This is a genomic window from Enterobacter cloacae complex sp. P6RS (genome assembly GCF_014982245.1).
Taxonomy (GTDB): Bacteria; Pseudomonadota; Gammaproteobacteria; order Enterobacterales; family Enterobacteriaceae; genus Enterobacter; species Enterobacter bugandensis.
Window position 1 is genome coordinate 1 of record NZ_JADCLB010000031.1, and the last position, 21,858, is coordinate 21,858.

The following is a 21,858-nucleotide window of genomic DNA, read 5'->3' on the forward strand; positions in this document are numbered from 1 at the left end:
TGTCCCCGGACCGTACACCCCAAAGGGGCGAGGGGATTGTTCAGTGCTAGCTAGCATTAATTTGTGGGGAACCCTCAGCCCACAGGGAGAAAAGATCAGGCCAGGCGTGGATAGGCATCCGCGATTGCATCGCCCGTAAACTGCGCCACCCAGCCTTCCGGATTGTCGAAAATACGAATGGCCGTAAAGTTCGGCTCTGAACCCATATCAAACCAGTGCGGCGTGCCCGCCGGCACGGAAATCAGGTCGTTTTTCTCGCACAGTACCTGGTACACCTCATCTTCAATGTGCAGGCAGAACAGCCCGGCACCTTCCACGAAAAAGCGCACTTCGTCTTCGCCGTGGGTGTGTTCGTTCAGAAACTTCGCGCGCAGCGCCTCTTTCTGAGGATTGTCGGCGCGCAGGCTGATGACATCCCAGCTCTGATAGCCTTTCTCTGCCACCAGCTTGTCGATCGCATGTTGATACGCTTCGATCACGGCTTCGGGGGCAGGATCCTGCCCTAAATCACGGTCTGCCGCCCAGCGCTCAAAGCGCACGCCCTTAGCGTTCAGCTGTTGAGCGATTTCGGCGGCGTCGGTGCTGTGCCACAGGGGCTTACTGGCGTCTTTATCGGAATAAATGGTCAATGCGCTCATGAAGGGATCTGCTCCGGATTAATCTCGTCAAACTGGTGGATTTGATGGTGATGGCTCGCGCCGTCATCTTCACCGCGAATCAGTTGCAGGGTGCGAAAACCCGCCTGTTCAGCCGCGTCCAGCTCCTGGTGAATATCCGACAGGAACAGGATCTGCGACGGGGCGATGCCCGTGTGTGCCGCAATGTTCTGGTAAGACTGCACCTCGCGCTTGGCGCCGATGTGGGTGTCAAAATAGCCGCTGAACAGATGAGTAATATCACCTTCGTCGCTGTAGCCAAATAACAGTTTCTGTGCAGCAACGGAGCCAGAGGAATAAACATAGAGATCAATCCCTTGCGCCTTCCATTTTTCCAGCGCGGGCAGAACGTCAGGGTACAGATGGCCGGTAAAGTCACCGTTGATGTAACCCTCCTGCCAGATGATGCCTTGCAGGGCTTTGAGCGCCGTCGATTTGCGGTCTTCATCCATAAAGCTAAACAGCACGTTGATGAGATCGCCGACGCCGGCATGCGGATCGCTGATTTCATCGCGCAGGTTGTCCAGAATCGATTTGACCGGCTCGGCGTACTGCTGGGCGGTCACGAAGGCCGCCAGCCGCTCACGCGCGTAGGGGAACAAAACGTCATGGACAAAACGAATATCGCTGGTGGTTCCTTCAATATCCGTCACAATCGCGCGAATCATACTCTCTCCAGTTGTCGTAAACGCATTTCGCATTCAAATAAGAATTCTAAACCTTCCAGATGACGGCGGGCTTCGGCCACGTCGCGTCCCCAGCAGGTTAAGCCATGGCCGCGCAGAAGAAAACCATAATTAAGCGGACGCTCCTGCGCGTAATGGGCGATGCGCGAGGCGAGGGCGTCGATGTCCTGGTCGTTATCAAACACCGGGATGGCGACGGTATCCAGATGGGTAGTCTGCCCGGTAAGCGATTTCTGCATCTCGAAACCGCTGATATTCAGTTCGGCTTCTTTGACCAGACGCGACAGCACCGTGGCGTTAACGGTATGAACGTGCAGGACGGCGTTAGCCTCCGGGAACAGGCGATAGATAAGGGTGTGTAGCCCGGTCTCCGCCGACGGTTTTCGACCGGACGGCGCCCGGTTGGTGGCGATCTCAACCTGTAGAAAATCGTCGGTGGTCAGGCTGCCTTTGTCCTTGCCGGATTCGCTGAGCCAGCAGAGGTGCTCGTCCTGACGCACCGACATATTACCGCCGGTGGCGGGTGCCCAGCCTTTGGCGCCTATCCAGCGGCAGGCGTCGACCAGGTGTGTGAGCAGCAGGTTGTCTGTCATTTCCTTTTACCCCTCGGCCAGGAATATTGATATGGTTTAGACGTCTAAGTGTCTTGATTGCCAAAGACTAACATCGTGTTATAGTGGCAGCAACATAAGTATTACAAGCAGGCACGACAACATGAGCAATAACGTATTGATCCCGCAGAGTAAACTTCCTGATCTCGGTACCACCATCTTTACGCAGATGAGCGCCCTGGCGCAGCAGCACAATGCCATTAACCTCTCGCAGGGGTTCCCCGATTTCGATGGTCCGAAATATTTGCAGGAACGTCTGGCGCACCACGTGGCGCAGGGGGCGAATCAGTATGCGCCGATGACCGGCGTGCAGGCGCTGCGGGAAGCCATTGCAGACAAAACGGCGGCGCTGTATGGCTATCACCCCGATGCGAACAGCGATATCACGGTGACGGCAGGGGCGACCGAAGCGCTGTACGCGGCCATCACCGCGCTGGTGCGCGCGGGGGATGAAGTCATCTGCTTTGACCCAAGCTACGACAGCTATGCGCCTGCGGTTGAACTCTCCGGTGGCGTGGTGAAGCGCGTGGCGCTCCAGCCGCCGCATTTCCGCCCGGACTGGCAGGCGTTCGCCGCGCTGCTGAGCGATAAAACCCGTCTGGTGATCCTGAATACCCCGCACAACCCGTCGGCGACGGTGTGGCAAAAGGCCGATTTTGCCGCGCTGTGGCAGGCTATCGCCGAGCGGGAAATTTACGTCCTGAGCGATGAAGTCTACGAGCACATCTGCTTTGCGGAGGAAGGGCACGCCAGCGTGCTGGCCCATCCGCAGCTTCGCGAGCGCGCGGTAGCGGTGTCGTCATTTGGCAAGACCTACCATATGACCGGCTGGAAGGTAGGGTACTGCGTGGCCCCGGCGGCCATCAGCGCGGAGCTGCGCAAGGTGCACCAGTACCTGACCTTTGCGGTCAACACGCCTGCCCAGCTGGCGCTGGCGGACATGCTGCGCAGCGAACCGCAACACTATCGCGAGCTGCCGGATTTTTACCGCGCGCGTCGGGATCTGTTTGTAAATGCGCTGAGCAAAAGCCGTCTGGAAATTCTGCCGTGTGAAGGGACCTACTTCCTGCTGGCGGACTACAGCGCGATTTCCGATCTGGACGACGTCAGCTTTTGCCGATGGCTGACGACGGAGGTGGGCGTGGCGGCTATTCCGCTGTCGGTGTTCTGCGCCGATCCCTTCCCGCATAAGCTGATTCGCCTGTGCTTTGCGAAGCAGGAATCGACGCTGCTGGCGGCGGCGGAGCGTCTGGCGACGCTCTGACTATTTCACCGTCCAGGCTTCGGAATAGCGACGATCTGCAAACAGTTCCAGCAGGCCGTTGATCTGCTTCAGGCGCAGCACCTCGTCGCTGTCCATCCCCAGTTCCTTACCAATTTTCTCATCGTTCCAGCCAAGCTGGGCCAGCTCCCGGACGATGTCGGACATGGCGTTGATCTGGTGGCGTCCCCGCGCACGGTTGTGGCGGATGGTGGCGGCCATCCGGTCAAGCTTTTGCTGGCGATCTTTGCGCAGGCAGGTCACGGGCAAATAGCCCCGAAGCTGGCGCTTCAGCGCGGCCCTGCTTTTACCGATTTCGTGACGATGGAAGCCGTCGACAATTTCGTAATGCGCCGGCTCGCTTTCCGTCACTACGATGGGCTGCGTAAACCCGTCGAGCTCGAGCGATTGACTCAGCAGACGCTTTTCCGGCGGCGCCACGTTATTCGGGTTGTAGTCGTTGGCAACAATTTCATCCTGCTTTATCCACAGCACGCAGTCGACGGGCTGGTCGCGGAACGGGCTGAGATGATGCATGGCCTGGCGAAAAGCATTGATGGCATCTATACGTTGCTCGTCGGTGAGCGTCTGCAAATAGGTTTCCAGTTCGGTAATCAGTCGTTGCTGCATAAGATCCCCCACTCCTTGCGTTTTGATTTCATCCGTTCGCTATAGCGCTGATAGTGCTTTGGTTTGTTCGGGCTAAAGGAGAGGGCCCGACACCAGTAATCGTTGTTGAGCAGAACCTTGCAAATTCGCCGCCAGGACGGGATATCCTTTGAGCCGATGTCACCCTCCTGCGTCTCGGGAAGATCGGACATCCCGCGCTTCTGATACCAGTGCAGGTACACCGCGACTTTATTGCGATAATGTTCAGCCGTCTGTTGCGGCATGCTGTCGAGGAGCAGCATGGCGTACTCCTGCCAGCTGAGGTGGTCGGGCTTGAGGATCTTTCTGTGACCGTAGAAGTGGTTGTCGTGCCCCGCGTAAATTCCGCCGCTGCGCACGCCGCTGACGCGTGCGCACATGGCGGCCCAGCGTTCAGGTTCAACGACATGATAGAGCCATAAACCCTGTCGCTGCTCCGGGCCAAAGGGTTCACAGATGCGCATGTAGCGCGGCGGCACGCCGGCCTGGTACATGAGATTGTAGAGGGGGTTATAGGCGCAGCCCGTTTTGGCAAACCAGGTCCAGATGTCGGCGGTTTTCCAGTCGTAGAGAGGATAGATATACCAGGCATGACCGCCGGGCGCGACGGTCGTCCAGGGTTTGTCGTCGGAAAAGCGCTGCTTGCGCGCGCAGGCGATTGCCAGGAAGCGGTTATAGGATTCGTCGGCGCGGATGCCCACCATCACTGCGGCGGGGCGCCTTCGCGCATACCATTCGGCAAAGTCCCTGACGAAGGCCTCGAAGGTCATCCCCTGCTGATAAAAATCAAAATAACACGTACTGGTGATGGCATCAGGCGGAGGCTGTCTGACCCAGCTTATGCCGGGTTCCCAGCACTGCCATTCCGGCTGGTACTGAGAGAGGGCATTTTGCGTGGTGATCGGCAGCGCCACCCACCAGAACTGATTGATGACGTCACGATATTGGGTCCTCATGTTCTCAATATGCTCAATGGTGCAGGAGAACTGTGCTTCCCAGTCCAGAAAGAGGACATCTATTTTTCTGTTCAGCTGCCGCGCCCGCTGCGCAGCAAGATGAAGCATCACCGTTGAATCTTTTCCGCCAGAAAAAGAGACGCACACGCGGGTAAAATTTTGCAGCGTCCAGTTTATGCGTTCTGAAGCAGCCTCCAGAACGTTTTCCTGAAGAGGGTATTTATAGATAGACATGATGAGTCGCATCCTGCGTATGGAATATCGTTAATGCTATTAAACTGCCATCATGTTATTATATGTTCTCATTCTCAACTAATTATTTTACGCCTTCACTTTATTCTTGCTGGAAATACCTTCGCGATGACGCGTCCATTCTATTGAGCCAGCTTATGCATTTTTTCAATAAAGCTGGCGAATACGCTGCTGTTTAACGACGCGCGGTTGTAGACCATATAGATGTCCACTTCAGGTAATTTAAAGGGAGTGTTAACAATTTTTAATTTTAAGGCCGCTTTATAGGTTTCAAAAATGGATACGGGAATATAACCAACTAAATCAGACATGGCGATCATGGAGAGAAGCGAACTGAGGGAGTCTGACCGAAACGCGATGTTTCTTTCCGGGAACGCCTCGTTGACTTCAGCCTGACGCTCCTTCACGCCACTGTTGTTGCTTTGATACATCGTAAACTTTTCCTGGTACAACTCCTCGACGGAGACTTCTGTACCTATTCTGGGATGGTCTTCGCGGCAGATCATGACTGTGGGAATTGTGGTGAAATGCGAGCAGACAACGGAGCGATTATTAACGGGCGCCACGGTAAAAATGAGATCGGCTTTACGGTAGGCCAGTAAATCCTCTGCTGACTCCGCAGAGACAAGCATATCACGTTGTTCTACTGAGCAATTTTCATGATTCATCAACAACTGAATAGGGTTGAGAAGGTAGCCTGGCGTCACCATCTGAGAACAATAAATGACAAAGTTTTTATTGATGTCGGTGCTGTGCATCAGGTTGATGGTCTGCTCAATCTGATTGAGGTTTTGCTCAAGATGCAGGTGCAGGTTAGTCCCGACGGTCGTGGGGGTGATCCCCTTGCCGGAACGGATAAACAGCGGATCGTTAAGCTGGCCACGCAGGCGTTGCAAAGACTGACTGACGGCTGAAGGGGTAATGTAAAGCGTTTCAGCGGCCTTGCTGATGCTAAGATGTTGATAGATACACTCAAAAATGACCAGTAAATTAAGGTCGAATTTTTTAAGGTCATAAAGATTTGCCATGTGTCATCCTGTTTGCCGTGAGTCTGTTGTTAACATATTGATGATAACTATAGATTAAAGCTAACCATTTACAATCCTTGTGGTTAACTCACTTAAAGTGTTATTTAAGTTATCTTAATATATCACGCCATCGGATTATTGAAATAGAATTACATGTGAGATTAAGATAATTTTATCTTTGAATGGGCTGGGTTCAATTTAATAAATGTTGACATTTATATATTGCCGTAAATTGATTACGTAAAGTTAATTTACGAGCGTAATGTATTTCTCTCAGTCAAAACCTATCACAGCCATAGGCAGGAACGCGCTTTTGATGGATTGCTCTCGATGGGTGCTGGTGGTGTAATCAACCTGCTGTTACGACCTTGATACAAGGTATGTAGAGCGCAACGCAACGCCAGCCTCGGCTGGCACTGAATGTACCTGCGGGGAATTCAGGTATCAGGGCCGCCCGTTGAGGCGGCCTTTATACTTTCTGGAGTACCGCAGCAGGTTCACCTTGCTGTCTTGTTGAAGTTGTAAGGTTTGGCTGATTGATTTGATAAAGCATACGCATTAGCCCCGATGAGCAAAGTTGGTTACCTTAGCTCTCAACGAAAACACGGAGGAAGTACAGATGTCTTTGATTAACACTAAAATTAAACCTTTCAAAAACCAGGCGTTCAAAAACGGTGAGTTCATTGAAGTAACCGAGAAAGATACCGAAGGTCGCTGGAGCGTCTTCTTCTTCTATCCGGCTGACTTCACCTTCGTTTGCCCGACCGAACTGGGCGACGTGGCTGACCATTACGACGAACTGCAGAAGCTGGGCGTAGACGTTTACTCTGTGTCTACCGATACCCACTTCACCCACAAAGCGTGGCACAGCAGCTCTGAAACCATCGCAAAAATCAAATACGCGATGATCGGCGACCCGACTGGCGCCCTGACCCGTAACTTCGACAACATGCGTGAAGATGAAGGCCTGGCCGACCGTGCAACCTTCGTGGTTGACCCGCAGGGCATTATCCAGGCTATCGAAGTTACCGCTGAAGGTATCGGCCGCGATGCTTCTGACCTGCTGCGTAAAGTGAAAGCGGCTCAGTACGTGGCTTCTCACCCAGGTGAAGTGTGCCCGGCTAAATGGAAAGAAGGCGAAGCGACCCTGGCTCCATCCCTGGACCTGGTTGGTAAAATCTAAGTTTTCACCATTCGGCAATCAATGGGCGCCCCCGCGCCCATTTCATTCCAGCACCATGATGCAAGTTGCATTCAGGCCGCCCGCAAAGGCAGCTTGCATGATGACGTCTTAAGAGAGGGAAGAACTATGCTCGACACCAATATGAAAACCCAGCTCAAGGCCTACCTTGAGAAACTGACTAAACCCGTTGAGCTGATTGCCACGCTGGACGACAGCGCGAAATCGGCAGAAATCAAAGAGCTGCTGGCAGAGATCGCTGAACTGTCTCCGAAAGTGACCTTCAAAGAAGACAATTCGCTTGCGGTTCGTAAACCCTCTTTCCTGATTACTAACCCGGGCTCGGACAAGGGACCGCGTTTTGCCGGCTCTCCGCTGGGGCATGAATTTACCTCCCTGGTGCTGGCGCTGCTGTGGACCGGCGGTCATCCGTCAAAAGAAGCGCAGGCGCTGCTGGAGCAGATCCGCGATATCGACGGTGATTTTGAGTTTGAAACCTATTATTCGCTCTCCTGCCACAACTGCCCGGACGTGGTGCAGGCGCTGAACCTGATGTCGGTCCTTAACCCGCGCATCAAGCATACGGCGATTGACGGCGGTACCTTCCAGAATGAAATCACCGATCGCAACGTGATGGGCGTTCCGGCGGTGTATCTGAACGGCCAGGAGTTCGGCCAGGGCCGCATGACGCTGACGGAAATCGTCGCGAAAGTGGATACCGGCGCGGAAAAACGCGCGGCGGAAGAACTGAACAAACGCGATGCGTACGATGTGCTGATTGTCGGCTCTGGCCCTGCGGGCGCGGCGGCAGCGGTTTACTCTGCACGTAAAGGTATTCGTACCGGTCTTATGGGCGAACGCTTTGGCGGACAGGTGCTGGATACCGTGGACATTGAAAACTACATTTCCGTACCAAAAACCGAAGGTCAGAAGCTGGCCGGTGCGCTGAAGGCTCATGTCAGCGATTACGAGGTAGATGTGATCGACAGCCAGAGCGCCAGCAAGCTGATTCCGGCGGCGGTGGAAGGGGGCTTACACCAGATTGAAACCGCCTCTGGCGCGGTGCTGAAAGCTCGCAGCGTGATCGTTGCCACCGGGGCAAAATGGCGCAACATGAACGTGCCGGGCGAAGATCAATACCGTACCAAAGGCGTGACTTATTGCCCGCACTGTGACGGCCCGCTGTTTAAAGGCAAACGGGTGGCGGTGATCGGCGGCGGTAACTCCGGCGTGGAAGCGGCTATCGACCTGGCGGGGATTGTTGAACACGTGACGCTGCTGGAGTTCGCGCCTGAGATGAAGGCCGACCAGGTGCTGCAGGATAAAGTTCGCAGCCTGAAAAACGTCAACATCGTGCTGAACGCGCAGACCACGGAAGTGAAGGGCGACGGTAGCAAAGTGACCGGTCTGGAATACCGCGACCGCGTAAGCGGCGACGTGCACAGCGTGCAGCTTTCAGGGATCTTCGTGCAGATTGGCCTGCTGCCAAACACCACCTGGCTGGAAGGCGCGATTGAGCGCAACCGCATGGGCGAGATTATCATCGATGCCAAATGTGAAACCAGCGTGAAGGGCGTGTTTGCCGCGGGCGATTGCACCACGGTGCCGTACAAGCAGATCATCATCGCGACTGGCGAAGGTGCAAAAGCGTCCCTGAGCGCGTTTGACTACCTGATCCGCACCAAAACCGCATAATAAAAGAAAGTAAGACATACCTGCAGTAGCCACCTCTTTATGAGGTGGCTTTTTTTTAGATTTTTTTACCCTCAATTATCCTCGTTATTAACCCCTTCATGCGTTAATTACCTGCTTCGATCAAAGAAAATAATAAGCCTGCTGATAATATCTTGTCGTTTTTTATAGCGGTAAATATTTATATTTAATATGAATGGCAAAGATACATCCACTTCTTCAATATATGAGACGTTAACCCCCTTTGAAATAAAGGGATTGATGTTTCGTGATTTCTTTAACGCGGCGGACATGACATCGCGATGCGCCTCGTTACATCCTTTATTCCCGGAAAGTGAGACCTGGCAGCAGGATGAGGCGTTAGAGGTTGAGTATGATTTCAACGCCCTGTTTGTCGGCCCTGCAACGCTATTGGCGCCGCCTTATGCCTCGGTGTATCTGGACGAAGAGCCTCTGCTGATGGGCGCTACAACGCTGAGCGTACGCGAATTCCTGCGCAGCATCGGGCTTTTTGTGACCGGGGAAAATAGCGTTCCCGACGATCACGTCAGCTATGAAATGGAGCTGGTGGTGATGCTCTCCGCGCATGCCAGACATTCGCCGCAATATCATGACGCACTCGCCCGCTTTGTGCAGGGGCATCTTGAATTATGGCTCCCCGCATTTATTGCAAAAATAAAGGATTGCGCGAAAACATCCGCAATTAAATGTCTCGCGTTGCAGATGACTAATTGGTTTGATGAATTAAAGACGAGAGTAATATTATGAGTATTGATAAAGGGCTGCTAAACCGGCGCTCCTTTTTAAAAGGACTGATTGCGCTGGGTACCGTTGCCGCATTACCCGGCGGACTATTATCATCCCGATGTGCCATGGCACAGCCCCCCATTCCGTTTAACCCAAAAACCTACAAAATTTTCCGTAACGCTTGCCCGCGTAACTGCTACGACACCTGCAGCTTAAAAACCTGGGTCAAAGATGACGTCATCACCTTCGTTGACGGGGCAAGCGAGTCCACGTTTACACACGGTGCCCCGTGTGTGAAAGGGCTGACTTACCCGCGCCGGGTCTACTCCCCGGACCGTATTAAATACCCGATGATCCAGGATGGGCGCGGCAGCGGTAAATGGCGTCGCATCTCCTGGGATGAGGCCATGCAGCGCATTGCCAGCAAGATGCTGGAGATTAAAAAGAAAGACGGGTCTATGCTCGGCCTGGCGCTGTCGAAATACTCCGGCAACCTGGGCGTGATGAGTTATGCCGTGGAGGGGATGATGTCTTCTCTCGGTTACACCACGCGGTTCGCTGGTACGCCATGCTGGCCAGCAGGGATCGATGCCCAGCACTACGACATGGGCGACATGTGGTGTAACGACCCGGAAGATCTGGTGAAAGCCAAATACATCATTATCTGGGGCGCAAACCCGGCCTGGTGCTCCATGCATACCATGAAGTACATCTATCAGGCGCGTGAGAAAGGGGCGAAAGTGGTGGTCATTGATCCGCTGTTCTCGCAAACCGCCGCGAAAGCCGATTTGTATCTGCGCGTGCGCCCGGGATCGGACGGCGCATTGGCGCTGGGGATGGCGCGGCACCTGCTGGATATTGGCCGCGTCGACCAGGAGTTTGTGAACAACTTCGCGCACGGTTTCCCGGAATTTGAACAGTATCTGCGCAGCAATATCACCGTGGAGTGGGCATCTGAAATCTGTGGCCTGTCGGCAGAGGTGATTCGCCAGCTGGCGGAAGAGTTCACCGCGGTAAAACCTGCCACCGTCTGGATCGGCTACGGGATGCAGCGCCACGTCAACGGTGGGGCGAACGTGCGCGCCATTGACGCTTTTGTTGCCATGACAGGCAACATCGGTGTGGAAGGCGGCGGTGCCCGCTACGGCCATCTGCAGACCTGGGGCTACAACTATCATGCGATGACGCAGAAGCCACCGGTCGGATCTGTTGGCATGGTGGGAGAAAGCGGCCCGGTAGGGGAGTTCGTCAGCGACAGCGGCGAAAAGAGCCACTATTCCGACCGCGCGCTGAACCTGAACCAGACCGCGCAGAGCATTCTTGATGCCAACGATCCGCCCATTCGTATGCTGTGGGTGGCGTGCAAGAACCCGTTCGCGCAGGACTTTGACCGTAACAAAATGGAAAAAGCCTTCAGCAAGCTGGAGATGGTGGTCTGCGTCGATCAGTTTTTCAACGAGACGGTGCAGCATGCCGATATTGTGCTGCCGGTGACCACCACCTTTGAGCACTGGAACCTGTCGTCGTCTTACTGGCATTACTGGCTTTCGGTGAATGAACCGGCCATTAAACCGATGTACGAGTGCAAGAGCGATCTGGATATTGCCGTGCTGCTCTCGCGTACCATCAACAAAATGGAGCCGGGCTCCTGTACCTTCCCGCAGGACATTGACCAGAAAAAATGGCTCGACCTTGAGTTCAATGAGGGCATGGCGAAGCAGTTCGGCATCCGCTCCTGGGACGATCTGCTGGATGGGCCGGTGAAAGCCAAAATGGTCAGCTCGGCGGCCTGGCACGACCGCAAGTTTAAAACGCCATCGGGCAAGTATGAGTTCCTCTCCGAGCTGTGTGAAAAGAACGGCCATAAAGCGCTGCCGGAGTATCTGCCTGCCGCGGAGGGCAAGCTGCCGTTCCATCTGTTTACCCCGCATTTGCAGTACGGCCTCCACTCTCAGTTCGTCAACCTCGACTGGATGCAGGTCTTCTGGCCGGAGCCGTTTGTCTATATCCACCCAGCCGCCGCGCACAAGAAGGGGATTCGCGAGCTGGCGAAAGTCCGCGTGTTTAACGACGTGGGCGAAGTGGAGCTGCGGGCGAAAATCACCACCAACGTGCCGGAAGATTTCCTGGTGATGTATGAGTCCTGGTTTAACAAGCTTAAGTACAACGTGCAGAACGTCGTGAAAGATACGCCAGCCGATATGGGCAAGATGGCAACCGGCGCGCCTGGCGCGGCGATCCACAGCCAGTTTGTCGACATTGCCCTTATCGCGAATGAAGGAGCAGACGCATGAGACGCGCATTTTTAGTGAACAGTGATAAATGTATTGGCTGCCGCGGATGCGCCATGGCCTGCAAGAGCTTTAACCAGCTTGAGCCGGATCGCTTCTGGCGCTATGTCTATCCGCTGGATAAAGAAATTTATCCGCATGAGGAGCGTGCGTTTTTCTCGCTGGCCTGTAACCACTGTGAAAACCCGGCCTGTCTGGCGGCGTGCCCGGTGGAAGCCTACACCAAACGTGATGACGGCGTGGTGGTCCATAACCCTGAACGCTGTATCGGCTGTAAAAACTGCATCCGTAACTGCCCGTACGGCGCGCCGCGCTTCAATGAAGAGACGCAAAAGGCGGAGAAGTGCAGCATGTGCTATGAACGTCTGGATATCGGTATGGCTCCGGCCTGCGTGAACGCGTGTCCGGTCGGTGCCCTGTCGATTATCGATCTGGATGCCGATCCGCTGCCGAACAATGCCGTGCAGTATCCGCCGGGCTTCCCGAAGATGCCTCAGCTTAATCCGGGTACGCGCTTCATTCTGGCCCGTCAGCCAAAACAGCCGGGGGATAAATAATGGAAAAATATGAATTACCGCTCGTTATCTTTACCGTGCTGAGCCAGATGTCCGTCGGGATGACGCTGCTTCTGACCTGGCGCACGCTGCGTGGTGAAGTGCATGGCACCCGCCTTCACTGGCTAATTACCGGGCTGATTTTGGGCGTTGCCTCCATTGCCGCCGTGCTGCATCTGGCGCACCCGGAACACGCATACAACGCCTTGATTAACCTGAAACATGCCTGGCTGAGCCGCGAAATTCTGGGCGCGACCCTGTACGGCGCCATGATTGGGCTGGCCTTCCTGAGTAAGGGAAACAAAGGCGCAGCGCTGCTGGCGTCCCTGTTCGGGATCCTGCTGGTGGTGGTGCAGGGAATGACCTACGCGGCACCGGCGATGCAGGCCATTGCCAACGGCATCACCATGATGCTGTTCTTTGCGACGGTCTGGGTGATGGGCTGTGCCGCAACGCCGCTGCTCGGGCTGAAAGGATCAAACGCCGCGCTGCGCCAGGGGATTATCGCCCTGATGGCGCTGCTGATTGCCGCGCCGGTGATGTGGCTCAGCGGCGGTACCATCATGAAAATGACCGCTCACGCCTGGTTAAGCTCGCCGCTCTATCTGGGCAGCCTGCTGTGCTGCGTTGTGGGTGGCGCGTTATCGCTGAAGCGCCAGCCGATGCAGAAAGCGGTGTTTGCGCTCCTGCTGGTAGGTGTGGTGCTCAGCCGCCTGACCTTCTTCGGCGATACCGTCAGCACCATCGTCAATATTGGTCACCTGTACTGATAAACAAAACCCCGCGCAAGCGGGGTTTTTTATTGGTATTTACCGGACCACCATCACCGGAATATGGGTGTGGCGGATCACGCTGGAAGCGTTCGACCCCAGCAGGTGAGTGGTAATGGAAGGATTACGTGAACCGATCACCACCACGTCTGCATTCAGCTCCGCGGCCAGTTCATTGACGGCATCGCGCACGCTACCGAACCGGACGTGGGTTTTGATGCGGGAAGGGTCGATGCTGAAATGCCCGACCATGGTCTGCAGCCGCGTTTCGGCTTCGTGCTGTAAATGCTCCTCAAAGCGACGCACGTCGGCGGCAAAGCGGTGCAGGCTCAGGCTGGCAGAGCCCGGTAAGACGTGTAAAAGATGAATAATCCCGTCCTGCTGCGCGAGGAATTCCGCGTGGCGAACAGCTTTGTCGCTCAGTTCCATTTCGAAAACATCAACCGGCATAATGATTGTCTTATACATAACCGTTTCTCCTTGTTTATAAACGCTGGATACATTCAACCACAAAATATGAATGGTTTCTGTAAGCGCTTCGGCACTTTTCCTCTCTCGCCAGGATAAATCTCAAAAGGCGCGTATTTCCCGGCAGACTTTCAGGGGTAGCTACCCTTTATAAACTTACCTTAAACCTTTCGGAGGTCGCATGAAAGCACTCACGTACCACGGTCCGCACCATGTTCGCGTTGAGAATGTCCCCGATCCCATCATTGAACAGCCCGACGATATCATCCTGCGCGTCACGGCCACGGCGATTTGCGGCTCCGACCTGCATCTCTATCGTGGAAAGATCCCAAAGGTGCAGCACGGCGACATTTTTGGACATGAATTTATGGGCGAGATCGTCGAGTGCGGTCGAGAGGTGAAGGACCTGCAAAAAGGCGATCGCGTGGTGATCCCCTTTGTCATCGCCTGCGGTGACTGCTTCTTTTGCCGTCTGCAGCAGTACGCTGCCTGTGAGAATACCAATGCCGGGCAGGGCGCTGCGCTGAACAAAAAGCAAATTCCCGCGCCCGCAGCGCTGTTTGGCTATAGCCATCTCTACGGCGGCGTGCCGGGAGGGCAGGCGGAATATGTGCGCGTGCCGAAAGGCAACGTCGGACCGTTTAAGGTGCCGCAGCTGCTCTCCGATGATAAGGCCCTGTTTCTGTCTGATATTTTACCCACCGCCTGGCAGGCTGCAAAAAATGCGCAGATTGAAAAAGGCTCCAGCGTCGCCGTTTTCGGTGCCGGTCCGGTGGGGTTGTTGACGATTGCCTGCGCGCGGCTGTTAGGGGCTGAGCAGATCTTTGTTATCGACCATCACCCCTACCGGCTGCGGTTTGCCGAGGCGCGCTACGGTGCTATCCCCATCAATTTTGATGATGATAACGACGCGGCGGAAAAAATAATCGAGCAAACCGCCGGGCAGCGGGGTGTCGATGCCGTCATTGATGCCGTCGGGTTCGAAGCCAAGGGCAGCACCACGGAGACGATCCTCAGCAACCTTAAAATTGAGGGCAGCAGCGGCAAAGCGCTGCGTCAGTGTATCGCTGCCGTCCGGCGCGGCGGGGTGGTCAGCGTACCCGGCGTGTATGCCGGGTTTATTCATGGCTTCCTGTTTGGGGATGCCTTCGATAAAGGGCTGACGTTTAAGATGGGCCAGACGCACGTCCACGCCTGGCTGGGCGAACTGTTACCGCTGATCGAAAAAGGGCTGCTGACGCCGGAAGAGATTGTGACGCATTATCTCCCGCTGGCGGATGCGGAACGTGCCTATAAGATTTTCGAAAAACGGGAGGAGGAGTGCCGGAAGGTGATTCTGGTGCCGGGCGCGGAAACGCCTGAGGCCGCTGAGCAAAAAGTGAAGGGCCTGGTAAATGCGTTCCCGGGCGGCGTGGTGTGAGGTCACTCGTCGGTGGTGCTCAAGGTATTGTCCTGCGATGTAGCGCAATCGTGTGAAGATGTTCGGAAAGAGGATGCAGGCGCATCCTCTGTGCAACGCGGGTCGCGTTTGTTCAGAATGACATTAACGCAGGTAATCGCCCGCGGCTTCTGGCTGGTAGAGCAGCTCCAGCACTTCCAGATGGGTGGAGGCACCGCCCGGCAATTCCCAGTGGATGGTATCGCCCGTGCGCAGCCCCAGCAGTGCGGCCCCCACCGGCGCAAGAACCGAAAGTTGCGCGCTGCTGTCCGTCATCTGGGCTGGGTAAACCAGCGTGCGGGTCAGCTCTTCACCGGTGGTCAGGTTGCGGAATTTCACCTGGCTGTTCATGGTGACCACGTTATGCGGCATCGTCTCAGGTGTGCACATCTGCGCCCGGTCGAGTTCCTCATTCAGGGCATCGGCCACCGGAAGTGAGGCAAATTCTGCTTTTTCCAGCAGCCTGTCGATACGTTCTGCGTCGAGCTCGTTGATGATGATTGTAGGTCTGGACATTTTTTACTCCATGTCGTTAATGCTGCGTCTAACGCAGAAACCAATCCAAAAGAAAACCCTCGCCGTCTGGCAGCGAGGGTTTAACTCTCCCGATGATACTGGCTGAACGCGCAAGTTTGAAGTGATGAAGGTCACATTCATGTGCCATATGAATTTTCACTGAAATTTATTCAGTCTTCATTCCTGGCGGATTGCGTTACGCTGTATGTTCTGAACCCGGGCGTTACCCATCAACGAGAGAGAATTATGTACTTCTACCAACCGTCTCAGGGGCATGGCCTGCCGCATGACCCGCTGAACGCCATTGTCGGCCCCCGTCCGATTGGCTGGATCTCCTCTTGCGACCAGGCCGGTCAGCTCAACCTTGCGCCGTATAGCTTCTTCAACTGCTTTAACTATCGCCCGCCGATCATTGGCTTTTCCAGCAATGGCTGGAAGGACAGCGTGCGTAATATTGTTGAAACAAAGGAGTTTGTCTGGAATCTGGCAACGCGCGATCTTGCGGAAGCGATGAATCAGACCTCTGCCACGCTGCCTCACGACCAGGACGAATTTACCTTTTCCGGATTAACGCCTGCGGCAAGCCAGCTGGTGAGCGCCCCCCGCGTGGCGGAAAGCCCGGTCAACTTTGAGTGCCGCCTGTCTCAGTGCATTCAGCTTACCGGCGCCGACGGTACGCCGGTGGATACCTGGCTGGTGCTGGGAGAAGTGGTCGGGATCCATATTGCCGAAACGCTGCTGGAAGAGGGGATATACCAGACGGCGAAAGCGCAGCCCATCCTGCGTGCGGGTGGGCCGACGGCTTACTATGGCATCAGTGACGAACACCGGTTTGACATGGTGCGACCAGTGGTAGGCGATCAGTAACCGGCCTTATCAATGACAAATTGTTTTCCGCAGTTGCCTGGATGCGGCTGCGGAGCAAAGGATGTCGCAGAAAGCGGGGCGTTAATGGTGTCTGCTTTGAGTGAAATTTGCATCTCGGTCAGATACGCCGTATTACCGTTGCAGGTCAGCTTGAAGGCTTTGACATTTTCCTTGCCCCAGGTTTTGGCAACGGCGTTGTCAAAATCACTCCGGCTGACGGTTTTACCGTAATTTTCCGCAAGGAAATGACCGACGGCGCTGTTTTTCACTTCCTGATTCATTCTCACCATGGTGCCGAAATAGGCATCGGGATCAAAACCAAAGCAGACGCCATGTTTGGCATATTCGTAACGTTCCAGACAGGAGTTTCCACCCGCCCCCGGCATGACCTCGTTCAGCTTAGCCGCGCCGGAAAGCGACAGCCCGGTTTCGGCTGCTGCGCATTTGCGGCTGGTCTTCACTTCCGGCATGTTCGGGATAGGGCGCGTGGCGCAGCCAAACCGCATCCATCGACGTTCATCCACGCCGCGTGCGGCAATGGATTTCGGCAGGCCGGGCCATAGCCCGTGAACGGTCAGAAAATCGGTTTTATTGTCGCGCTCTTTTTGCAGACGACATTCATCCGGTTCATTGCGGTTACGCTCGACCATGCTTTGACAAAATCCCGTTTGCCAGGATAAAGCCAGCACATAGCGATCGAAATCGCCGTACTGCGTGGCCTTGAGGGGTTCGGCCTGTGCTGAGAAGAGACTGAGTGCAAGCGCTACTGCGCCAGACGGAATAACGATATCCTTCCTGAACATGTGATTTCCTGATTGGTTGTGCGCAATTCATTTTTGTGGGTTATTAAAGCACAAAAAGCGCCCGCAGGCGCTTTTAGGTCATCAGGAATTTCACTTAGGCGGCGCCGGGAACCAGCACTTCGGTAGCAATAATGACGATGATTAGCCCAACCAGTACCGGCACTGACGTGCGTTTCACCACTTCAAACGGCGAAATTTTGGCCATCCCGGCAACCGCCACCACCACGCCTGAGACAGGCGAGATGGTACGACCCAGGTTTGAAGCCTGGAGCATGGGAATGGAAAGATAAGCCGGGTTGATACCGGACGAGTGAGCCAGCTTAGGGATCATCTCAACGAAGGCGTAAAATGGCGCATTCCCGGAACCGGTGGTCATTGCCGCCAGCATGGTCAGTACCACCAGGACCAGCATCAGGATAATACTGGCCGAGCCAAACGAGGTGGCAATGGAGATCAGGCTCTGGATAAAGCCGATCGTGCTCAGACCCTGGGCAAAGACACCTGCTGCAACCAACAGCATCACCACGCCAGCAAACGCATCTGCCATACCGCGATACGCGACCTCAAGGCCGGAGAAGACTTTTTGGGTGTTGAAACCGCGCACGAACTCCAGCACAGCGGCTAACAGCATACAGATAACCAGGATAGTAATAATGTGCAGCTGCGGGCCCCATTTCCCGTCAAAAATGAGCACGCCGATAATTGGCGTGAACGGCAAAATGGCATAGAACGCAGGCGCTGTAGTGGTGATTTCGCTTACATCCATCATTTCATGGCTGATGTTCTCTTTCTTATCGAGATAGCGCTGCCAGAAGAAATGCGCGATACCCATTCCCACAATGGCGACAATCGAGATCGGCAGCGTGGTTTTAAAGGCGAAGTCGATAAGCGACATTTCGGCTGCTTTCGCCGCCAGCACAACGTCACCTGACGTCGGGGAGAGAATAATGGCCGCCGGGGAGGCGCAAATTGCCGCCGCTGCCCCACGGCTGATGCCCACGTTCACCATCACCGGGAACAGCGTGGCCATTAACAGTACGCCAAGCCCGGTTGCCGATGAAACGGCCAGCGACATCAGGCAGGCGAGGAAATAGGCGGCAACCATCAACAGATACGGCGAGTTAATGTACTGCAGGGGTTTCGAGGCAAGCTTCACAACCATGTCGTTCGCGCCGATATGGGTCATATAGGCTGCAAAACCGCACAGCATCATGATCATCATACCCAGATCGCCACCGCGGCTCATGAGCAGGATTTTAATATATTCAACAATATCCGTGGCGGTGTAGCCCGTGCTGGCTGCGCTGGCAGGTAAAACCTGATGACCCATTACTGCGCTGATTATCAGCAGCGTTAAACCACCGACAAATAAAACGCCCGTGGCTGAGTATCCTTTAATGATGTAGCGAGCTACACCCACAATGACGACGACCCCAATTAGGAGTTCGATAAACGTAAGCATGATTTCCCCTGTGTCTTTCTGCCCTGAGATATAAAAAATTAATATAAAAATGAAGGATGAAAATGTGCCGAATTAATGGCCCGCCCTTGCTGACTAAAATCAATAAACAGACGACTAACGAACAGCATAACAGCGTTTTTGCCATGGGTAAGGCATTTATGTCATAAGGATCTTGACCGGCAAAGACAGCGTAACATGTCATATGTAATGATAACAAAATGTTAAACTTTTGTGTGGTCTGGCCTGTTAGTACTGGAGACCGTTAACAGACATTAGGCGTACATGATGTGGGTTTATTCGGGATAAGCAGAACGCCGCTTTAAGAATATTCCCGAAAAGCGGCCTGATATTTAAGAGTAGGGGTGATGCCGTTAAGGCTTGGTTCAATTATTCTATGTTAAACTTTGCCTCGAATATCAAGAATGGTAATTGCATTGTGATTGTACGTAATACTTTTTTCTCTATTTTATTGTTTATTATTGGCCAGTTAACGTTTTGTTCTGTTGCACAGGCAGAGAACAACGCGACGGATAAAGGTTGGTTCTCTACTTTTACGGATAATGTTTCGCAGACCTGGTCAGCGCCTGAACATTATGATCTCTATGTCCCGGCAATAACGTGGCATGCGCGCTTTGCTTACGACAAAGAGAAAACGGATAAATACAACGAGCGTCCCTGGGGAGCGGGTTTTGGTCAGTCGCGCTGGGATGAAAAAGGAAACTGGCATGGCATCTACCTGATGGCCTTCAAAGACTCCTTTAACAAGTGGGAACCGATTGGCGGCTACGGCTGGGAAAAAACCTGGCGCCCGCTGGCGGATGAGAACTTCCACGTTGGTCTGGGCTATACCGCCGGGGTGACCGCGCGCGACAACTGGAAGTACATTCCGATCCCCGTATTGCTGCCTCTGGCCTCTGTTGGTTACGGCCCTGCAACGTTCCAGATGACCTACATTCCGGGAACGTATAACAACGGTAACGTTTACTTCGCCTGGATGCGTTTTCAGTTTTAACTGACAAAACATTACCTGGTGGTGAAAAAACGTGCAGCCGTTGATTCGTAAGCGATAAAAATCTGTCAGTGAAAATTAACGCGACTTTAGTCACTTTTTGTCAAAGATCCGCTGGACAAAAGGTCCCACAATTGATGTACTGGTAACCGACACAGCATTTGTGTCGTTTTTTAATGTAAAGGTAATTTTGATGTCTAAGATTAAAGGTAACGTTAAGTGGTTTAATGAGTCCAAAGGATTCGGTTTCATTACTCCTGAAGATGGCAGCAAAGACGTGTTCGTACACTTCTCTGCAATCCAGTCTAATGGTTTCAAAACTCTGGCTGAAGGTCAGCGTGTAGAGTTCGAAATCACTAACGGTGCCAAAGGCCCTTCTGCTGCTAACGTAATCGCTCTGTAATTCAGACGCGTCAGCAAGAATTTCAAAACCCGCTCATTGAGCGGGTTTTTTTCGTTATGAATCAGCCAAGCAGGTAAATTTTCAGGAAGCTGGCCACGATCAGTACGCTCAACAACACCATGCCTGCGCTCATCAGACTCTGTTTCATTTGTCACCCTCGTTCAGTATTGCCTTCAGAGTGACAGAGAAAAATTAAGCCAACATTAACGCTCCGGCAGTTAATGCGTGCTTACAGAGGAAAAAAGCCAAAATGCGATCCCCGTCATCGCGAAAGATCCGATCATGTTGATCGCGATATTCACCAGCGCCCAGCCGATACGACCTTCCTGAAAGAGAAAAACCGTTTCCGCGGAAAAGGTTGAAAAGGTCGTCAAACCGCCGCAGAAGCCGGTGGTAATCAAGACTTTCCACATGGGATCGATGTGCGTCATCCGGTTAAACCAGGCCAGCCCCATACCAATAATAAAAGCACCAATCAGGTTGGCGGCCAGCGTTCCTAATGGAATCGCCTGGTGCAGGGGATTAAACCGCATACTCAGTAACCACCTCGCAACGCTCCCCGTGCCTCCACCAATAAAAACAGCTAATAGGAGTTGTAACACGCTAAATACCTGCTATTTGATGTGTAAGAGTAGCGAGTTTAACGCTGTTTATAATGAGGGGACAAATATGTATGTTGCGGTAGGGCAGTTTGCGGTCACGCCTGACTGGCGGGTTAACGCAGTGCAGTGCGTTAACCTGATGATACAGGCCCGACAGAAAGGCGCGTCGCTGCTGGTGCTTCCTGAGGCGTTGCTGGCAAGGGATGATAACGACCCGGATTTGTCCGTGAAGTCCGCACAGGCCCTTGACGGCGAATTTTTACAACAACTGCTCGCCCAGAGCGTAGGCAGTACGATGACCACCGTCTTAACCGTGCACGTTCCCTCAACGCCGGGTCGCGCAGTGAATACGCTGGTGGCTATCCGTGACGGTGCCATTGTTGCGCGCTACGCCAAGCTTCATCTCTATGATGCGTTCAGCATCCAGGAGTCGCGACGCGTTGATCCGGGAGATGTCGTCCCACCGCTCATTGATATCGACGGGTTTAAGGTGGGGTTGATGACCTGCTATGACCTGCGTTTCCCTGAGCTGGCGGTGCATCTGGCGCTGCAGGGGGCGGAGGTGCTGGTATTGCCTGCCGCATGGGTTAAGGGGCCGCTAAAAGAGCAACACTGGGCTACGCTGCTTGCGGCACGTGCGCTGGACACGACCTGTTATGTTGTTGCCGCCGGGGAGTGCGGCAATAAAAACATCGGGCAGAGCAGGGTGGTTGATCCCCTGGGAGTGACGATTGCCGCCGCAGCGGAAGCGTCGGTTATGCTGATGGCGGAGATAATTTTAGAAAGAGTTGTGCTTGCGCGTCAGCAATTACCTGTTCTTCGCAACCGTCGCTTTGCGCCACCGCAATTATTGTGATGTTTTTTTCAACAATGCTTGATTCACCTTGTTACAGATTGCTATTGTGTGCACGCGCCAAATGACCGTTAATACGATCGGGTTTTGGCGCTGAATGCAGCC

The 21,858-nt window shown here is 54.0% G+C and carries 23 protein-coding genes; 12 read left to right on the top strand and 11 right to left on the bottom strand.

The genetic code is table 11. The features are described from left to right. Nucleotides 1–95 precede the first annotated feature (95 nt). From INF73_RS20100 to INF73_RS20110, 3 genes are read right to left on the bottom strand one after another with little or no spacing between them, the layout of a single operon-like run. Nucleotides 96–638, bottom strand: coding sequence for an acireductone dioxygenase (locus INF73_RS20100; protein ID WP_193542149.1), 543 nt, complete (start codon nucleotides 636–638; stop codon nucleotides 96–98). Continuing rightward, a complete protein-coding gene (gene mtnC, locus INF73_RS20105) occupies nucleotides 635–1,324 on the bottom strand; it encodes an acireductone synthase (protein ID WP_126345046.1) in 690 nt (229 codons plus the stop codon). The genes INF73_RS20100 and mtnC overlap by 4 nt, the downstream gene beginning before the upstream one ends. Next, nucleotides 1,321–1,935 carry a methylthioribulose 1-phosphate dehydratase gene (locus tag INF73_RS20110; RefSeq protein WP_048961266.1) on the bottom strand — a complete coding sequence of 205 codons (615 nt, stop codon included), beginning with the start codon at nucleotides 1,933–1,935 and terminating at the stop codon, nucleotides 1,321–1,323. The genes mtnC and INF73_RS20110 overlap by 4 nt, the downstream gene beginning before the upstream one ends. Before the next feature lie 121 nt (nucleotides 1,936–2,056). On the opposite strand from INF73_RS20110, the gene INF73_RS20115 reads away from it, so the two are divergent. Next, complete coding sequence (locus INF73_RS20115; RefSeq protein WP_049138710.1) at nucleotides 2,057–3,217, top strand: pyridoxal phosphate-dependent aminotransferase; 1,161 nt, start codon at nucleotides 2,057–2,059, stop codon at nucleotides 3,215–3,217. Here INF73_RS20115 and INF73_RS20120 read toward each other — a convergent pair whose 3' ends face one another. From INF73_RS20120 to INF73_RS20130, 3 genes are all read right to left on the bottom strand, one after another. Beyond that, a complete protein-coding gene (locus INF73_RS20120) occupies nucleotides 3,218–3,844 on the bottom strand; it encodes a ParB/RepB/Spo0J family partition protein (RefSeq protein ID WP_193542147.1) in 627 nt (208 codons plus the stop codon). Next, on the bottom strand, nucleotides 3,829–5,052 hold the full coding sequence (locus tag INF73_RS20125) for a phosphoadenosine phosphosulfate reductase (protein WP_193542145.1): 1,224 nt from the start codon (nucleotides 5,050–5,052) through the stop codon (nucleotides 3,829–3,831). The genes INF73_RS20120 and INF73_RS20125 overlap by 16 nt, the downstream gene beginning before the upstream one ends. Nucleotides 5,053–5,192: 140 nt before the next feature. Next, complete coding sequence (locus tag INF73_RS20130) at nucleotides 5,193–6,098, bottom strand: LysR substrate-binding domain-containing protein (RefSeq protein WP_193542143.1); 906 nt, start codon at nucleotides 6,096–6,098, stop codon at nucleotides 5,193–5,195. Nucleotides 6,099–6,717: 619 nt separating this feature from the next. Between INF73_RS20130 and ahpC the strand changes: the two genes are divergently transcribed. From ahpC to INF73_RS20160, 6 genes are all read left to right on the top strand, one after another. Further along, entirely contained in the window at nucleotides 6,718–7,281 is a 564-nt protein-coding gene (ahpC, locus tag INF73_RS20135; protein WP_008501015.1) for an alkyl hydroperoxide reductase subunit C, read from the top strand. Between the two features lie 126 nt (nucleotides 7,282–7,407). After that, nucleotides 7,408–8,973 carry an alkyl hydroperoxide reductase subunit F gene (ahpF, locus tag INF73_RS20140; RefSeq protein WP_193542141.1) on the top strand — a complete coding sequence of 522 codons (1,566 nt, stop codon included), beginning with the start codon at nucleotides 7,408–7,410 and terminating at the stop codon, nucleotides 8,971–8,973. Between the two features lie 258 nt (nucleotides 8,974–9,231). Then, the gene (locus INF73_RS20145; protein WP_048956871.1) at nucleotides 9,232–9,738 is read left to right on the top strand and encodes a molecular chaperone; all 507 of its coding nucleotides are present in this window, start codon (nucleotides 9,232–9,234) and stop codon (nucleotides 9,736–9,738) included. Beyond that, a complete protein-coding gene (locus INF73_RS20150) occupies nucleotides 9,735–12,011 on the top strand; it encodes a molybdopterin-dependent oxidoreductase (protein ID WP_193542139.1) in 2,277 nt (758 codons plus the stop codon). The genes INF73_RS20145 and INF73_RS20150 overlap by 4 nt, the downstream gene beginning before the upstream one ends. After that, nucleotides 12,008–12,565: a 4Fe-4S dicluster domain-containing protein gene (locus tag INF73_RS20155; RefSeq protein ID WP_028012321.1), complete on the top strand. Its 558-nt coding sequence runs from the start codon at nucleotides 12,008–12,010 to the stop codon at nucleotides 12,563–12,565. The genes INF73_RS20150 and INF73_RS20155 overlap by 4 nt, the downstream gene beginning before the upstream one ends. Beyond that, nucleotides 12,565–13,332: a DmsC/YnfH family molybdoenzyme membrane anchor subunit gene (locus INF73_RS20160; RefSeq protein ID WP_041910926.1), complete on the top strand. Its 768-nt coding sequence runs from the start codon at nucleotides 12,565–12,567 to the stop codon at nucleotides 13,330–13,332. Before INF73_RS20155 ends, INF73_RS20160 begins: the two co-directional genes overlap by 1 nt. Before the next feature lie 39 nt (nucleotides 13,333–13,371). Here INF73_RS20160 and uspG read toward each other — a convergent pair whose 3' ends face one another. Next, nucleotides 13,372–13,800 carry a universal stress protein UspG gene (uspG, locus tag INF73_RS20165; protein ID WP_028012323.1) on the bottom strand — a complete coding sequence of 143 codons (429 nt, stop codon included), beginning with the start codon at nucleotides 13,798–13,800 and terminating at the stop codon, nucleotides 13,372–13,374. A gap of 181 nt (nucleotides 13,801–13,981) precedes the next feature. On the opposite strand from uspG, the gene INF73_RS20170 reads away from it, so the two are divergent. Beyond that, nucleotides 13,982–15,220 carry a zinc-dependent alcohol dehydrogenase gene (locus tag INF73_RS20170; protein WP_028012324.1) on the top strand — a complete coding sequence of 413 codons (1,239 nt, stop codon included), beginning with the start codon at nucleotides 13,982–13,984 and terminating at the stop codon, nucleotides 15,218–15,220. Between the two features lie 123 nt (nucleotides 15,221–15,343). Here the strand turns inward: INF73_RS20170 and rnk are convergent, their stop codons facing one another. Then, nucleotides 15,344–15,754 (bottom strand): nucleoside diphosphate kinase regulator, encoded by a 411-nt coding sequence (gene rnk / locus INF73_RS20175; RefSeq protein ID WP_045261020.1) that lies wholly within the window; start codon nucleotides 15,752–15,754, stop codon nucleotides 15,344–15,346. 246 nt (nucleotides 15,755–16,000) lie between these two features. On the opposite strand from rnk, the gene INF73_RS20180 reads away from it, so the two are divergent. Beyond that, entirely contained in the window at nucleotides 16,001–16,621 is a 621-nt protein-coding gene (locus INF73_RS20180; protein ID WP_047367723.1) for a flavin reductase family protein, read from the top strand. Here the strand turns inward: INF73_RS20180 and rna are convergent. Next, the gene (gene rna / locus INF73_RS20185) at nucleotides 16,615–17,424 is read right to left on the bottom strand and encodes a ribonuclease I (RefSeq protein ID WP_193542137.1); all 810 of its coding nucleotides are present in this window, start codon (nucleotides 17,422–17,424) and stop codon (nucleotides 16,615–16,617) included. The genes INF73_RS20180 and rna overlap by 7 nt on opposite strands. Before the next feature lie 94 nt (nucleotides 17,425–17,518). Then, nucleotides 17,519–18,886 carry an anaerobic C4-dicarboxylate transporter DcuC gene (gene dcuC / locus INF73_RS20190; RefSeq protein ID WP_028012328.1) on the bottom strand — a complete coding sequence of 456 codons (1,368 nt, stop codon included), beginning with the start codon at nucleotides 18,884–18,886 and terminating at the stop codon, nucleotides 17,519–17,521. A gap of 394 nt (nucleotides 18,887–19,280) precedes the next feature. On the opposite strand from dcuC, the gene pagP reads away from it, so the two are divergent. Both pagP and cspE read left to right on the top strand, forming a co-directional pair. Next, entirely contained in the window at nucleotides 19,281–19,898 is a 618-nt protein-coding gene (pagP, locus tag INF73_RS20195; protein WP_048956861.1) for a lipid IV(A) palmitoyltransferase PagP, read from the top strand. Between the two features lie 190 nt (nucleotides 19,899–20,088). After that, the gene (gene cspE / locus INF73_RS20200; RefSeq protein ID WP_002439184.1) at nucleotides 20,089–20,298 is read left to right on the top strand and encodes a transcription antiterminator/RNA stability regulator CspE; all 210 of its coding nucleotides are present in this window, start codon (nucleotides 20,089–20,091) and stop codon (nucleotides 20,296–20,298) included. A gap of 218 nt (nucleotides 20,299–20,516) precedes the next feature. Here cspE and crcB read toward each other — a convergent pair whose 3' ends face one another. Beyond that, the gene (gene crcB / locus INF73_RS20205) at nucleotides 20,517–20,900 is read right to left on the bottom strand and encodes a fluoride efflux transporter CrcB (protein WP_041910922.1); all 384 of its coding nucleotides are present in this window, start codon (nucleotides 20,898–20,900) and stop codon (nucleotides 20,517–20,519) included. Nucleotides 20,901–20,967: 67 nt separating this feature from the next. Between crcB and INF73_RS20210 the strand changes: the two genes are divergently transcribed. Next, nucleotides 20,968–21,756: a deaminated glutathione amidase gene (locus tag INF73_RS20210; protein WP_193542135.1), complete on the top strand. Its 789-nt coding sequence runs from the start codon at nucleotides 20,968–20,970 to the stop codon at nucleotides 21,754–21,756. Nucleotides 21,757–21,858: the final 102 nt, after the last annotated feature.

Bases quoted from the DNA above. Each gene is read 5' to 3' on its own strand.
- INF73_RS20155 (WP_028012321.1), top strand. From the start codon at position 12,008: ATGAGACGCGCATTTTTAGTGAACAGTGATAAATGTATTGGCTGCCGC.
- ahpF (WP_193542141.1), top strand. From the start codon at position 7,408: ATGCTCGACACCAATATGAAAACCCAGCTCAAGGCCTACCTTGAGAAA.
- dcuC (WP_028012328.1), bottom strand. From the start codon at position 18,886: ATGCTTACGTTTATCGAACTCCTAATTGGGGTCGTCGTCATTGTGGGT.
- INF73_RS20170 (WP_028012324.1), top strand. From the start codon at position 13,982: ATGAAAGCACTCACGTACCACGGTCCGCACCATGTTCGCGTTGAGAAT.
- INF73_RS20180 (WP_047367723.1), top strand. From the start codon at position 16,001: ATGTACTTCTACCAACCGTCTCAGGGGCATGGCCTGCCGCATGACCCG.
- rna (WP_193542137.1), bottom strand. From the start codon at position 17,424: ATGTTCAGGAAGGATATCGTTATTCCGTCTGGCGCAGTAGCGCTTGCA.
- cspE (WP_002439184.1), top strand. From the start codon at position 20,089: ATGTCTAAGATTAAAGGTAACGTTAAGTGGTTTAATGAGTCCAAAGGA.
- INF73_RS20145 (WP_048956871.1), top strand. From the start codon at position 9,232: ATGTTTCGTGATTTCTTTAACGCGGCGGACATGACATCGCGATGCGCC.
- INF73_RS20100 (WP_193542149.1), bottom strand. From the start codon at position 638: ATGAGCGCATTGACCATTTATTCCGATAAAGACGCCAGTAAGCCCCTG.
- pagP (WP_048956861.1), top strand. From the start codon at position 19,281: ATGTTAAACTTTGCCTCGAATATCAAGAATGGTAATTGCATTGTGATT.
- uspG (WP_028012323.1), bottom strand. From the start codon at position 13,800: ATGTATAAGACAATCATTATGCCGGTTGATGTTTTCGAAATGGAACTG.
- rnk (WP_045261020.1), bottom strand. From the start codon at position 15,754: ATGTCCAGACCTACAATCATCATCAACGAGCTCGACGCAGAACGTATC.
- INF73_RS20150 (WP_193542139.1), top strand. From the start codon at position 9,735: ATGAGTATTGATAAAGGGCTGCTAAACCGGCGCTCCTTTTTAAAAGGA.
- ahpC (WP_008501015.1), top strand. From the start codon at position 6,718: ATGTCTTTGATTAACACTAAAATTAAACCTTTCAAAAACCAGGCGTTC.
- INF73_RS20125 (WP_193542145.1), bottom strand. From the start codon at position 5,052: ATGTCTATCTATAAATACCCTCTTCAGGAAAACGTTCTGGAGGCTGCT.
- INF73_RS20130 (WP_193542143.1), bottom strand. From the start codon at position 6,098: ATGGCAAATCTTTATGACCTTAAAAAATTCGACCTTAATTTACTGGTC.
- INF73_RS20120 (WP_193542147.1), bottom strand. From the start codon at position 3,844: ATGCAGCAACGACTGATTACCGAACTGGAAACCTATTTGCAGACGCTC.
- INF73_RS20210 (WP_193542135.1), top strand. From the start codon at position 20,968: ATGTATGTTGCGGTAGGGCAGTTTGCGGTCACGCCTGACTGGCGGGTT.
- INF73_RS20115 (WP_049138710.1), top strand. From the start codon at position 2,057: ATGAGCAATAACGTATTGATCCCGCAGAGTAAACTTCCTGATCTCGGT.
- mtnC (WP_126345046.1), bottom strand. From the start codon at position 1,324: ATGATTCGCGCGATTGTGACGGATATTGAAGGAACCACCAGCGATATT.
- INF73_RS20160 (WP_041910926.1), top strand. From the start codon at position 12,565: ATGGAAAAATATGAATTACCGCTCGTTATCTTTACCGTGCTGAGCCAG.
- INF73_RS20110 (WP_048961266.1), bottom strand. From the start codon at position 1,935: ATGACAGACAACCTGCTGCTCACACACCTGGTCGACGCCTGCCGCTGG.